The following is a 14952-nucleotide window of genomic DNA, read 5'->3' on the forward strand; positions in this document are numbered from 1 at the left end:
TTGAGTATTTTAAAGGCGATTTATGGCTGAAACAATTAGATTAAATAAAGTATTACGCGAGCTTAATATCTCTCTGGATCGTGCTGTGGAATTTTTAGATTCTAAGGGTATTGAGATAGAGAAACGACCCACTACAAAGATTTCTGAAGAAACATATACCGTGCTTTCTAATGAATTTCAAACAGATGCTAATAAAAAAGTGGCATCTAAAGAAGTTGGTGAAGCCAAGATAAAAGAGAAAGAGGTGTTGCGTGAGCAACGCGAGCGTGAACTTGAACAGAAACAAAAAGCGACAGCCAAAAAAGAAGAAATAGTTAAAGCTGCTGCAGCGCTTTCTGGGCCAAAGCAAGTTGGGAAAATTGACTTAGAACCAAAAAAGAAAATAGCAGAACCTGTTTCTAAGAAAGCCGAAAAAGTAGAAAAAGTTGCAGAGCCTGTAAAAAAAGAAGTCAAAAAGGAAGTTGTTAAAGAGCCTGTAAAGGAAGAAACTCCAGAACCTGTTAAAGAAGCGGTTAAATCTGAGCCTGTTGTTGAGAAGAAAGTTGAAGAAAAGAAAGAAGAAAAGCCTAAGAAGCAGATTATAAGTGAAGAAGGAGAAATTCTTCCAGACGAACGGGTAGCAACGCAGTACAAAAAACTTACAGGGCCAAAAATAGCAGGAGATAAAATTGATTTATCTAAGTTTAATAAGCCTAAAAAGAAGAAAGAAGAGAAGAAACCAGAAGCTAAGGCTGGAGAAGCAGGAGCTACCAATAAGAAGAAACGCAGAAGAATTAGCAAAGTAGGTGGCCCTCAATCTGGAAATGGTCAAGGTAATAGGCAAGGAGGCGGAAGATCTGGAGGAAACGATAGATTTAAAGGAAAGCCTGGTCAAGGACGACGTAATATTGTTAAGGAAGAGCCTAGTGAAGAAGATGTAAAAAAGCAAGTACGCGAAACACTTGAAAAACTTCAAGGAAAATCCTCAAAAGGTAAAGGCGCAAAATACAGAAGAGATAAGAGAGATCAACATAGAGAACAAACAGAGATTGATCAACAAATAGAAGCAGCGGAAAGTAAAATTCTTAAAGTTACAGAGTTTGTAACGGCAAGTGAAGTTGCTACTATGATGGATGTTGGAGTTACTGAGATCATTTCTGCATGTATGTCACTTGGTATGATGGTTACAATGAATCAGCGTTTAGATGCTGAAACACTTTCTATTGTAGCAGAAGAGTTTGGTTATCAAGTAGAGTTTATAACGGCAGATATAGAGGAATCTATTGAAGAAGTTGAAGATAAGCCAGAAGATTTGAAATTACGTGCTCCTATTGTAACAGTTATGGGACACGTAGATCATGGTAAAACATCCCTTCTAGATTATATCCGTAAAGAAAATGTCATAGCAGGAGAGTCTGGTGGAATCACACAGCATATCGGCGCTTATGGTGTTGAATTGGAAGGCGGACAAAAAATTGCGTTTTTAGACACACCTGGTCACGAAGCCTTTACAGCGATGCGTGCTCGTGGTGCTCAAGTAACTGACATTGCTATTATTGTAGCAGCAGCAGATGATGATATCATGCCACAAACAAAGGAGGCCATATCGCATGCTCAGGCAGCAGGCGTTCCTATTGTTTTTGCTATCAATAAAATTGATAAGCCAGATGCGAATCCAGATAAGATTAAAGAAGGATTGGCTAATATGAACTTATTGGTTGAAGATTGGGGTGGAAAAATTCAATCTCACGATATTTCGGCTAAGATGGGTACTGGTGTAAAGGAATTACTAGAAAAAGTGTTGCTTGAAGCCGAGTTATTGGAGCTTAAAGCCAACCCAGATAAACCAGCCGTTGGTACTGTAGTGGAAGCCTTTTTAGATAAAGGCCGTGGTTATGTATCGACCATTTTAGTACAAGCAGGAACATTAAAGGTGGGAGATTATGTATTGGCTGGTCAGCACAGTGGTAAGGTAAAAGCGATGCATGATGAGCGCGGAAAAGACGTTGAAGCAGCAGGACCTTCCACACCGGTTTCTATACTTGGTCTAGATGGTGCGCCTCAGGCAGGTGATAAATTTAACGTATTTGCAGACGAGCGTGAGGCCAAACAAATAGCCTCAAAAAGAGCGCAGCTACAGCGTGAGCAATCCGTTAGAACACAGCGTCATATTACGCTTGATGAGATTGGCCGTCGTATCGCACTTGGTGATTTCCAGGAATTAAATATTATCCTTAAAGGTGATGTGGATGGTTCGGTTGAAGCCTTAACAGACTCATTCCAAAAACTATCTACTGAAGAGATTCAAGTTAATATCCTACATAAAGGTGTTGGTGCTATTACCGAAAGTGATGTGTTGTTAGCATCTGCGTCCGATGCCATTATTGTTGGGTTTAATGTACGTCCAGTTGGGAATGCCAGAATGATTGCCGATAAAGAGGAAATTGATATTAGAACATACTCTATTATTTATGATGCTATAAACGACCTTAAAGATGCGATGGAAGGTATGTTATCTCCAGAGCTTAAGGAAGAAATTACAGGTACTGCCGAAATTAGAGAAATATTCAAAGTATCGAAAGTTGGTAGTATTGCTGGTTGTATGGTAACAAACGGAAAGATACTTAGATCGTCTAGTGTTCGTTTAATAAGAGATGGTGTTGTAGTTTATACTGGAGAATTGGCTTCATTAAAACGATTTAAAGATGATGCTAAAGAAGTGACTAAAGGTTACGATTGTGGTATGCAGGTTAAAAACTATAACGACATTAAAGAAGGTGATATTATCGAGGCCTTCCATGAGGTTGAGGTTAAGAAGAAATTGAAATAATTTTCAAAGTATTTTTAATATAGAAGACCGTTTAAAGAAATTGCTTTAAACGGTCTTTTTTTTTAATAATAAATAAGAACAAAAGATAAAAAAACTACAAATTTAGATTAGAATCAATTTTCTCTAAATGAATTATTTTAGAACTCAATTCCATTCTGTCAATACCGCTTACTTCAAATAAAACTTTATAGTACTTGGGGATTTCTCCAAACTTATTTTTCATGGCTTTTTCCAATTCAATAGCCAATTCATAATCGGTAAAATGCTTGAAGCTTTGAGAAGCGCCAGTGTCCCAGATGCCTCCAAAAAGGTAAATAGTATTATTACTATTAGCTCCCGGAACCTTTAATAGAATGGCATAATCTGTATGATATTTATCAGCATCACCGTTAGCAATATATGTTTCGTGCTTTTTTAAGTTCCCATTCCAATAGTTCAGTTTACTGTCATTAATTGAATAACCTTCTTTGTTGATGTAATCTTTAAAAAGTCCGAGTGTTTTTATCATACCAACTACGACCAAATCATTATCAGGTAATTCTTTTGGATTGAAACGTGACATGGTTCTAATGACAAAATCTTTTTCTGCCTCATAAAATACTTCGCTTAGATCTTTAACCCATAGTGCACTATTTCTAATTAAGAAACTGTAGCTTAAAGACTCAAAAGCAATACCCTTGCGAGTATAAACAGACTTAATGGTGTCAAATTCTTCCGGTGAATTTATTGAAGGATCCCTAACAGTTTTAACCTGACCAGTAATTGAATCTGTTTCTTCATATATAAAAAGATCGCCTAAGACCATCATAGTATTATTTTTACTGGCAAAAAGATCGCTCCAAAGTTCGGTTTGGCGGACCTCATTGGTTCTGTTTCTAGCAATATCAAACAAAAATGGAATAGCAATAACAGATAAAATAATTAAAGTGACCCATACCTTGTTATATGATTTCTTTTTGGCAAGCTGATCGTCTTTTTTTATAAATTGAACCTTATAACTTCCCTTGGGTATTTTTAGGACGGTAGTGTCATTTATGCCTTCATTTTCATAATAACCAGCAAGCTTTTTTCTTAAGTTATAAACATAAACCCTAATTAAAGTACTTTGGGAAGGGTCAAATTGTTCCTTTCCAAAGATATCATTTGCAATGGTTGTCTCTTTAGGAATTTGAGATTCTATAGTACATTCAACCAGATAACGAAATAGATTAGCATAGGTGTCCGAGCGACCAAACGATTTGCTGGCAATAATAGTTTCGACTATGCTTGAATAATGCTCTTTTTCCACTGGGAAATATAAAAATATAAAGATAGTAATTATAATTATTAACAGTTAATGAAACTGTTTCAAGCTACCATAAGTACCGTATTGAATCTATATATTTGGGATTCTTAGTATTAGGTATGGCAAAACTGAAATTTTATTTTACGGTCTTTTTTTGTGCGCTTTTGTTTCTCGGTTGCAACTGGAATTTACCAAAAGAAGTAGAAGTTGAATATGCAAAACTTCCAGATAAGATAGATTTTAATTATCATGTAAAACCTATACTGTCAGATAAATGTTTTGCTTGCCATGGCCCAGATAAAAATAACCAAAAAGCTGGTCTTAGGCTCGATATTGAAGCAGATGCCTATCGGGCATTAAAAAGTGGTAATCATGCCATAGTTCCAGGAAGTTTATCTAAAAGCGAGATGGCAACTAGAATTTTTTCTAAGGATCCTGAGATCATGATGCCTCCACCCGAATTTAATGTTACATTAACTCAAAAGGAAATAGCCACACTTGTTAAGTGGATTGAACAAGGAGCCGAGTATAAGCCACATTGGTCTTTTATAAAACCAAAAAAAATAAAAACCCCTAAAGTAAAGGATGCGGAACAAAGCCCTATTGATTTTTTTGTTGCAGATAAATTAAATAAGAGTAAGTTGTCTCCCTCAGAAAGAGCATCGAAAGAAACATTAATTAGGCGAGTTAGTTTTGGTTTAACAGGGTTGCCGCCTACACTTGAACAAATAGAAAATTTTGCAAACGATACTTCTAAAGATGCCTACAAAAATTTAGTAGAGAGGTTACTGGCTTCTCCAGAATATGGTGAGCGTATGACGGCCAATTGGTTAGATGTGGCTCGTTATGCTGATAGTGATGGGTATTTGGATGATAAACATAGGGATTTTAGTCCATGGCGCGATTGGGTTATTCATGCTTTCAACAATAATATGCCGTATGATGAGTTTGTAACCAAACAATTAGCAGGAGATTTAATTCCTGATGCAACTACAGAAAGTATATTAGCTACAGCATTTAATAGATTGCATAGAAAAAACTCTGAGGCAGGTATTGTTTTTGAAGAATTTAGAACAGAATATGTAGCTGATAGAACCGCTACAGTATCAAAGGCGTTCTTAGGACTAAGTGTAGAATGTGCCAGATGTCATGACCATAAATACGATCCAATTAGTCAAAAGGATCACTATAAGTTGTCTGGGTTTTTTAACAGTACGAACGAAATAGGAACTGCTATTTATGGACCTGGTCAGACACCAGGTCCGTCATTATTGTTAACCAATGATGAACAAAAAGACGTCATAGATTTTATTAACACCAAAATAGAAGGGACAGAAAAAAAGTTAATCAGAATTGAAAATATAGATACTGATGCTTATAACACGTGGGCTTTAAGGTCAAAAAAAGTCTATCAATCTATCGCAAAGGAAGCCCGAAGGGGATTGGTGGATTATTATCCTTTCGACAATTTTTTAGATAAAGGGAATGGGGTTTATACCAGCGCCAATAAATTGGCAAAGAATAAAATTGCAAAAATAAAAGAACCTATAATAAAAAAGGGCGCAAAAAACAAAGGAGTTTTTCTCAATGAATTTACAACGATTAAACTTCCTAAAAGAACAGGTTGGTTCGATCATACAGATCCTTTTTCTGTAGCAATATCTGTTTTTCCAGATACTATTTATGAAGAGGCAACACTTTTTTATCATTGTGAAGATCTTAGGTATGGTTTAAAAGGCTATTCACTATATCTAAATGAGAATCGATTGAAATTTATTATGGCTTACTCATGGCCTAACAATGCTATAGAAGTCATAACAAAAGACCCAATTCCTAAAAAAGAATGGAGCAACATTACAATATCCTATGATGGTTCTGGTAAGGCAGATGGCATCAAAATTTTCAGTAATGGAAAGGAAGTTCCATTAGATATAAAATTAGACAATTTATATAAATCTATTCTTCATAAAAAAAGTGTCCACACCTTTAACTTTCCTGGATTTGGATTGGGCAATAGAAATAAAATGAAAACTTTTGTGAATGGAGGTATAGATGAGCTGAAGATTTATAATAAGCAATTAACGGAACTCGAAGTACTGTACCATCAATCCCCTAATAGTTTAAAAACGGTTCTTGAAAATATTAATGCTGAGAAAAATAAAAAATTATTGACCAAGTACTATAATAATTATCATAATTCATCATCAAAACAGGTTAAAGAAGGTTTACGGGCTCTTAAGAAAGAGCTTACGATGCATGTAGATAGTATTCCAGAAATTATGGTTTTGGGGGACTTATCAGAACCACGACCAACCTACGTTTTAGATCGTGGGGCATATGATGCTTTAGGTGAAGAAGTACAACCAGGTGTTCCCGAAGCCGTTTTGCCGTTTTATGATACTTTGCCAAAGAATAGGTTAGGTTTTTCAAAATGGTTATTTGACAAAGATAACCCGTTAACTGCACGTGTGTTTGTAAATCGTATCTGGCAAATGCATTTCGGAAGAGGTATAGTGGCCTCATCTGAAGATTTTGGAAACCAAGGCAGCTTACCATCACATCCAGAACTGTTGGATTGGTTAGCGGTAACATTTATGGAGTCTGGCTGGGACATTAAAAAGCTTCATAAATTAATAGTGATGTCTGCTACCTATCAACAAACATCTAAAGTAAATGAAAAATTGTTGGAAGTAGATCCAGAAAATGTATTACTGGCTAGGGGGCCAAGTTTTAGGTTGCCAGCAGAAATGGTTCGCGATAATGCCTTGGCTATAAGCGGATTGTTGTCTAAAAAAATAGGGGGACGCAGCGTTTATCCATATCAACCAGAAGGATTATGGGAGGAGCTAACTACTAAAGTGTGGCGCTATAAATATAAATTGGAGACAGACGAAAATTTATATAGGAGAAGTATGTATACCATATGGAAACGTACCTCGCCACCACCTTCGATGACTATTTTTGATGTCGGAGATAGAAGCGTGTGTACCGTAAAACGTAGACAAACCAGTACCCCTTTGCAAGCTTTAGTACTTTTAAATGACCCTCAATTTTTGGAAGCCGCTAGAGTGCTGGCTGAAAATGTGATTGATGTCTACGAAAAGGATACTATTAAACAATTAAAACAAGCCTTTAAAATTAGTACAGGCAGACTCCCAAATAATAAGGAACTTGATATTCTGGAAAGGTTTTATACTGATGAGGTACGACGATTTTCTAATAAAAAAGATGAAGCACAAGCATATTTAAATATTGGAAATTACAAATCAAAAACTAATAATTCGATAGAAATTGCTGCCTTGGCAACAGTTATTAATGGGATAATGAATACAACAGAAGGTTATACGCTTAGATAATTTATTATGGACGAATTGACAAGACATTTAAAATTTGCGGATACCCGAAGAGGGTTTTTAAAAAAAGCATCCTTGGGGTTTGGTTCTATAGCCCTTTCATCAATGTTGGGGCCAACAAATGCTTTTGCAAATACATTGATAGGGAATGATAAGAATCTTGGAGGTGGTATATTAAATGGAACACATTTCCCTGCAAAGGCCAAAAGGGTTATTTATCTTTTTCAAAGTGGTGCGCCATCTCAATTAGAGACTTTCGACTATAAACCTGCTTTGGCCAAATGGCACGGGAAGGAAATTCCAGCATCTGTTAAAGGAATGCAACGTAACTCTGGAATGGTTACGAATCAATCATCATTTCCTTTGGTTAAATCTATTTTCGATTTTAAGCAGCATGGACAATCTGGTGCTTGGGTCAGTGAAATTTTTCCATATACAGCTAAGATGGTTGACGACCTTTGTATAATAAAATCCATGTATACAGAAGCTATAAATCATGAACCAGCTGTTATGTTTATGCAAACTGGGTCTCAATTAGGGAGCAGACCATCCATAGGCTCATGGCTAAGTTACGGATTGGGAAGCGATAATAAAAACTTGCCAAACTTTGTGGTGTTATTATCTAAAGGCTCGGGCGCACAACCTTTAAGCTCGGCAGCTTGGGGAAATGGTTTTTTACCTTCTCACCACCAGGGAATTCAATTTAGGTCTGGCAAAGATCCTGTATTGTATTTAAATAACCCCGAAGGTGTTCATGATGAGGATAGAAGAAGGGCCTTGAATTATATAAGTGACCTGAACCAACATCAATACGATATTTGGAAAGACCCCGAAATACAATCAAAAATTGCGCAATATGAAATGGCTTATAGAATGCAAAGTTCCATACCAGAGGCCGTAAATACTAAAGAAGAACCTGAGCACATTTATAAACTTTATGGTGAAGACGCGAGAATTCCTGGAACTTATGCGGCAAATTGTTTGCAGGCGAGACGTTTGGCAGAGCGTGATGTGAAGTTTATTCAACTTTACCATACAGGTTGGGACCAACATGGTAATCTACCAGGGGGGATTAAAAGACAAGCAAAGGATACTGACCAGGCGACAGCAGGCCTGTTGCAGGATTTAAAGCAGCGTGGACTTCTGGAAGATACCTTGGTAATATGGGGTGGAGAATTTGGACGAACGAGTTTTTCTCAAGGACGTCTTACGGCAACAAGTTATGGGAGAGATCATCATCCAGGGTGTTTTACCATGTGGATGGCTGGAGCAGGTGTTAAACCAGGCATGGTATATGGCGAAACCGATGAGTTTAGTTATAATGTATTGCGAGATGGTGTTCATATCCATGATTTTCAGGCAACGTTACTACATCTTTTAGGCATAAATCATGAAAAGCTAACATTTAAGCATCAAGGCAGGCGTTATAGGTTAACAGATGTCCATGGCAGGGTTGTCAAAGATATTTTGGCTTAAATTAATTTAAAAGTATTACGAATCATTTTTTTGAATAATATTAAAACATGCAGAAAACATCTATAGGTAGACGTAACTTCATAAAATCTTCATCAATAATAACCGTTGGGACAGTCCTGGCTCCAACTACAATGTCTTCTTTTAATATTTTACCATCAAAACCTGAGCTATCAAAAGATATTATAGGACATGGGGATTATCGTTATCGTGTAGAGAAAAACTGGAGTGATCTTAATCCGAAAAATCACCCTGTAAAGAATTGTCATGAAATGGTTATGGATAGGAAGAAACGTCTTTTCCTGTTAACCGATCATCCAAAAAACAATGTGCTTGTTTATGATAAATCAGGAAAACTAATAAATAGTTGGACACTTCATTTAAAAGGTGCTCATGGTTTAACAATTCATGATGAAAATGGAAGTGAATTTCTTTATATTACAGATCCGAGTAATGGACGTGTTTTAAAAACCACATTGAATGGTCATATTGTTTTAGAAATTAAAAACCCACAAGAAGCAGGCGTATATAGTAAATACAAACCCTATAAACCAACCGAAACAGCCATAGGGCCTAATGGCGACATTTATGTCGCCGATGGCTATGGATCTCAATTCATTCTTCAGTATAATGGTAAAGGTGAATTTATTAGAAAGTTTGGAGGCGATAGTTTTTTGCAACCCGATAAATTTAAACAAGCACATGGTGTTGCTTTAGACACCAGAGACCCAAACAATCCCACACTAATTTGTTCTGCAAGAATTAAAAATTCCTATAAACGGTTTTCCTTAGATGGGAACTATATTGAATCATACTATATACCAGGTGCTTTTATAAGTAGACCTGTTATTGATGGTGATGACATTTATTCGGCCGTTTGTTTCGGTATGGAAAAGGACAATTATAACATGATGATGAATAAAGGTTTTGTGACCATTATGAATAAAGAAAATATAGTAGTATCCAACCCAGGAGGAAGCAAACCAAAATATAAAAACGGAAAATTAGATTTGATTTTACAAAAGGAACCTGTCTTTAAACAGTGTCATGATGTATGTGTAGACGATGATAAAAATTTGTATGTATGTCAATGGAATGCCGGAGGTGTATATCCTTATAAATTACATAGAGTATAATTTATGGAAGCTTCAAACCAGGTATCTGAATTTGTTATTTTCATAGGCAGATTTCATCCGTTAATCGTACATCTTCCGATCGGTATTTTATTAATAGGAATACTCATGCATTTTCTTGCAAAAAAGAAGCGGTTTCAATATTTAGATAAAGCGGTTTCGTTTACATTGGCTATAGGATCTATTAGTGCTATTCTTTCCTGTTTTCTAGGGTATTTATTATCGTTTCAAGGGGGGTATGATGCCGATGCTCTTTTTAACCACCAATGGTTGGGGATAGCGGTGGGCTGTTTTTCATTGTTAGCCTATAGTACAAGGGTCTGGAAAAAGACTCGAAAGTCGTTTGTCTTAAATTCAATTGCGATGGGTATCCTTTTTATTGGTTTGGGGTTAACAGGACATTTAGGAGGCAACTTAACTCATGGATCTGCCTATCTCACACAATATGCACCAGAACCAATTAGAAAAATAATAGGATTGGCTCCAAAACCTAAAAAACGTCCTCCAATTATGGTTTTAGATTCTGCAGATATATTTTTAGATGTCATTAATCCTATGGTTTCTAATAAATGTATCAGTTGTCATAATTTAGAAAAAACTAAAGGTGGTTTGTTGCTTACATCGCATGCTTCCATGTTAGAAGGAGGAGAAAACGGGCCCGCGATTGTTGCAGAGGATTTACAAAAGAGTGAGCTGTTTAAAAGAATAACACTACCAGAACATCATGAAGATTTTATGCCTCCCGAAGGAAAAAAACCTTTTTCTGAAGATGATATAAAACTTATTGAATTTTGGATTTTAAATGGAGCACGTCCAACAGGCTTACTGGCAGATATAGAGCTTGATGAAGATAATACGAAACTTTTCGAAAATTTTCTGGGTTTGAAAGACAGCCAAAATAACCCGCTATTAGCAGATGCGGAAGCAGGAGATTCTTTGGTTATTAGGTCGCTTCGTTCTAAAGGATTTAAAATAGAAAGCCTAAGTAATGAAAGTAATTTGTTGGATGTAAGCTTGTCTCCTAATAATATAAAAGGATTGGAAAGTATTGAAGAGCTCCTTTTGCTAAAAGATCAAATAGTACATTTAAAATTAAGCAGCCTAGGATTAAAAGATAATAACCTCAAGGTTATAGGGCAATTGAATCATTTAATAAGGTTGAATTTACATTCTAATCCCATAACAGATTCAGGTATTTCGTTTTTGTCTGAATTACAAAATTTAGAATCGTTAAACCTTTATGGTACTCAGATAGAAAATAAAAGTCTGGAACTATTGTCTACATTAAAAAACTTAAAACGATTGTACGTGTGGAATACTAAAGTTACAAAAGCTAAGGTTGAGGCATTTAAAAATTCACGTACAGATTTGGATATTATTTTTGGGCTCGCTCTCTTTATTGTGAAAGAATAATTAATTGAAAGGAAGAAGGGTTTAGGTAATAAGAGTGTCAAAAGAGTCATAAAGAATGGTGTTGCTTTTATTATTATGGCAAAAACAAAGGCATATAACTACAATCTTAATTTGATAATTATTAGGACTCAGATTTTATTTTGGAGAGTTGCCATTCAAAAAGACATTGTAATAAATCATTACGCTAGTATTCATTAACAATAAAAGAGGAAAAGTTACTGTAGAGAAGAATTAGCTATGGTTTCTTTTCATTTGACCATGGATAAAACCTAAATTCAAGACGTCAAATGCTTTTTAGTTCTTGTGATCTACCCAAAAGAAGTTGCTGGAAAAAAGGATACTGTGGTTCTCTTTTTTTTGTAAAATATGAACTTAAAATGAGCCACCTTGTTTCGTTAAATAAAAATGGAAAAGATACCTTGTACTAATCTTAATATATAAGTATATTAAAATCAATAAAAGAAGGTTTGCAATGGGGCTTTTAGGTTCTGTCATAACAATGATTGATGCTCTATGTCAAGTGAAATAGGACAAATTTAAAACTTAAAAAAATGGTCGAAAGAAATTCTGACCATGCCTAGTGCAACACTTGCTTTTTTTTAAAATAAGAAGGAAGTATTTCTGTATAGTATTTTTCAGTAAAATATGGATAAAAATCAGGAATAAACAGTGAGTTTATGCTCAAATCTTTTTTTAAAATGAAAATAAGAGGTTGATGGTTTATGCCTTTTGAAAATCCAAATTCATTATCATTACAATAAACAGTGTTGGTTATAAGTTTAGATATATTCTCATCAACATATTTTTTAAAATCACTTTCAGTTTTGAAGTTTCCTATAAACAGAAATTTATCTTTATTTATATTGCTGCTAAGAATATCGAAATAGTTAAGAGCTTCTAGGATACAGCTATTACAGTTGCCATCAGTAACATATAAAACAATTTTATCTTCGTTTATTGAACTTAATTTTTTTGAACCTTCCTCACTAAGTTTGGTATTCTTGTATCCATAGGTTATTAGTTTTTCTAAACTGTTTATATAATGCTTTTTGTTTTCTAGAGATTCATGGTTAAGAATTTTGACTTCTTTTAATTCTTGATTCAAATAGACTTGTCCATAGCCCAAATAAAAACAAATAAAAACTAATATGATAATAGACAAGTATAGATGTTTTTTCTTCATTTTAATTAATTGGAATTTAGTTTAGTTAAATCGTATCTTCTAATAATATTATTTTCAAACAAACTAGTTGTGTATAAATAACTATTTTCTTTATCAACATCAAAAAAATCAAAATGACTATCTAACTTACATCTTGCTATTGGTTTTCCATGCCAATCAAAAATATGGATTTCCGGGATAAAAGATTCCAAAGGGAAGTTGTTTTTAATAAAAGTATTGTAATCTGCATTATATATTTGAACAAAAATATAATCATTATTGGCTTTAATACCCCATGAAAAGACTTTAGTTTTATCCAAGGGTTGATCAGTTTTAGATAATTTATTTATCTTTAGATTTTTTTCTAAGGTTGGAAAATATTTATATTCCAATGTTATAGGTCTTTTTCTGTTTTGTGAGATGTTAAATATTTCTATTCTTCCCATAGTGGAGTACGTTCTTACAAATTTTTTATTATCTGGTTTGATAGTCATATAGCAAGAGTAAACTTCTCTTTTTGTGTGACTATCCATACGAGGATAATCATTTAGGTATTCTGCAAAATTTTCTAATAATGATTCACTATTGTCATATTTAAAAAGATCTATATTGTTGCCGTAAGGTGCACCAAATATTAATGAATCCTTTGCATATATAATATCTCTAAATGAATTCAACTTTGGGGGTAATTTTGAAATTTTGTATGGCGTAATATTCTTATTAAGTAAATCCTGTATTTTATAATATTGTATATTAGTCATTTTATTACCCATCGCAAAAGTAGCAGTTTCATTATGAACAGGTTTAAAAGTTTGAATTGAAGCCGAATTAAACTCTAAAGGGCCATTACCTTTATTTCCAAAACTATATAAATGATTAAAGCTTGGTAATTTAAATATTGAAAACATTGAGTCTTTTCTTTTTTGGCTAATAACAAAAAAGGAATCAATGACTAATACCCTATTTACATTTAAAGTGTTAGATGCTAATTGAATTTTTTTTGATACCAGATCAACCTCTTTTGGGAATTTTTCTATTATATAATCAGGTTTTATTCTATTATTATTACAACTTGCAATTAAAATGCTCATTATAAATAGACAAATGATTTCTTTCATATTTTTGATTTTAAATTTAAAAACCATTGAAGGAATCAATGGTTTTATAGAATTTTATTTTTAAGATGACAATGATTTTAGTTACAACTATATGCTGTTGTTCCTCTGAAATCGTCATCCCAAAAACAGCCATCTGGATGACAAAGCCAACTTCCTGAGCCAGGTTGATAACTAGCCGATTCATAGCACATAATGCCACCAGATTCTGCGTTAGCAGACTGTAAAGTTACTAAGGAACTTAAAGTGAGTTTGTCGTTCATTACTGAATCACCTGAGAATTTGAGATTTATTGCTAAAATTGAAGCTAAGCCAAAAAGAAATAAGATTTTTTTCATTTTTAAGATATTTGTTTGGATTTAACATCCTTCATTTTAATTTTGATTTAAGTTAAGTCTATGTTAGGCATTCTACTTTTGGAAAATGACAATCGCTATATGCGCATATAGGATTGTAAGGCTAATCTTTAAATTAATAATAAAGAATAAAGTCTTCCTCTTGTTTTTTAATTTAGTATCTTTTCATATTTTTTATGATTAGGAATCTATTACTATTTGAATTTTAAAATTTCTTGAGAGACTAATTGTTTTTTGTAAAATTAAAAGCTTGGAGGGACAAATTTTGTCACTTTGGTTTAACAAAAAAACATAAAATGTTATATATTTAACATTTTATAAAAAACATTAAATAAATTTAAATGAAGAAACTAAAAAGAATAGAAGAGCTTTCTGAATTTAAAACTTTGTGCAAAGAAAAAGAAGACTAAAAGGAATTTATAGTGTTTGAAATGTCAAAAGTTAGGACCAATACTATTTTTTAGGCTTAAATATAAAAGCATAAGGGAATTTCTTTTTTACTTTTTTTAATGCCCTATCTGCTTCTAGGCGCGTTCTAAAATTACCCAGCCAGGTTTTAAAATTTGGAGGTTCATATCTTACGATAGGGTTCCAAACTGTAAATGAATTACGAAATTCTTCTTGAGCCGAATAAGCACCAGAACGATTCCCAGAATAGATTTGTATTTTGTATCTTCTGGAATTATCCTCATTTTTATTGGTTTTCTTTTTAATATCCAATAATGCTGTTATGTTTTTGTCTTGATTTACAGTAACACTGCCCTGTTGCGCTAAACAATAAGTTGAGGTCATTACAAAACAAATAATGCTTAAAAAACTAATTTTTATATTCAATAATTTCATGTTCAAAATA

Annotated in this window: 10 protein-coding genes; 5 read left to right on the top strand and 5 right to left on the bottom strand. The window is 33.9% G+C overall.

Annotation, left to right across the window (positions count from 1 at the left end):
* Positions 1-22: 22 nt before the first annotated feature.
* On the top strand, positions 23-2809 hold the full coding sequence (gene infB, locus HHX25_RS08455) for a translation initiation factor IF-2 (RefSeq protein ID WP_169672124.1): 2787 nt from the start codon (positions 23-25) through the stop codon (positions 2807-2809).
* 94 nt (positions 2810-2903) lie between these two features.
* On the opposite strand, the gene HHX25_RS08460 is transcribed toward infB, so the two are convergent.
* The gene (locus tag HHX25_RS08460; RefSeq protein WP_169672126.1) at positions 2904-4097 is read right to left on the bottom strand and encodes a hypothetical protein; all 1194 of its coding nucleotides are present in this window, start codon (positions 4095-4097) and stop codon (positions 2904-2906) included.
* Positions 4098-4213: 116 nt separating this feature from the next.
* On the opposite strand from HHX25_RS08460, the gene HHX25_RS08465 reads away from it, so the two are divergent.
* From HHX25_RS08465 to HHX25_RS08480, 4 genes are read left to right on the top strand one after another with little or no spacing between them, the layout of a single operon-like run.
* Positions 4214-7450 (top strand): DUF1553 domain-containing protein, encoded by a 3237-nt coding sequence (locus HHX25_RS08465; RefSeq protein WP_169672128.1) that lies wholly within the window; start codon positions 4214-4216, stop codon positions 7448-7450.
* Positions 7451-7456: 6 nt separating this feature from the next.
* Positions 7457-8923 (top strand): DUF1501 domain-containing protein, encoded by a 1467-nt coding sequence (locus tag HHX25_RS08470; RefSeq protein WP_169672129.1) that lies wholly within the window; start codon positions 7457-7459, stop codon positions 8921-8923.
* 47 nt (positions 8924-8970) lie between these two features.
* Positions 8971-10056: an NHL repeat-containing protein gene (locus HHX25_RS08475; RefSeq protein WP_169672131.1), complete on the top strand. Its 1086-nt coding sequence runs from the start codon at positions 8971-8973 to the stop codon at positions 10054-10056.
* A 3-nt stretch (positions 10057-10059) separates the two neighbouring features.
* Positions 10060-11466, top strand: coding sequence for a c-type cytochrome domain-containing protein (locus HHX25_RS08480; protein WP_169672133.1), 1407 nt, complete (start codon positions 10060-10062; stop codon positions 11464-11466).
* 577 nt (positions 11467-12043) lie between these two features.
* Here the strand turns inward: HHX25_RS08480 and HHX25_RS08485 are convergent.
* The 4 genes from HHX25_RS08485 to HHX25_RS08500 all read right to left on the bottom strand — a co-directional run bounded on the left by HHX25_RS08485 (position 12044) and on the right by HHX25_RS08500 (position 14942).
* Positions 12044-12649 (bottom strand): hypothetical protein, encoded by a 606-nt coding sequence (locus HHX25_RS08485; protein ID WP_169672135.1) that lies wholly within the window; start codon positions 12647-12649, stop codon positions 12044-12046.
* Between the two features lie 5 nt (positions 12650-12654).
* Positions 12655-13746 carry a BF3164 family lipoprotein gene (locus HHX25_RS08490; RefSeq protein WP_169672137.1) on the bottom strand — a complete coding sequence of 364 codons (1092 nt, stop codon included), beginning with the start codon at positions 13744-13746 and terminating at the stop codon, positions 12655-12657.
* Between the two features lie 77 nt (positions 13747-13823).
* Positions 13824-14081: a hypothetical protein gene (locus tag HHX25_RS08495; RefSeq protein WP_169672138.1), complete on the bottom strand. Its 258-nt coding sequence runs from the start codon at positions 14079-14081 to the stop codon at positions 13824-13826.
* Between the two features lie 471 nt (positions 14082-14552).
* Complete coding sequence (locus HHX25_RS08500; RefSeq protein WP_169672140.1) at positions 14553-14942, bottom strand: SPOR domain-containing protein; 390 nt, start codon at positions 14940-14942, stop codon at positions 14553-14555.
* Positions 14943-14952: the final 10 nt, after the last annotated feature.

It is taken from the genome of Flavivirga algicola, from assembly GCF_012910715.1.
Classification (GTDB): Bacteria; Bacteroidota; Bacteroidia; order Flavobacteriales; family Flavobacteriaceae; genus Flavivirga; species Flavivirga algicola.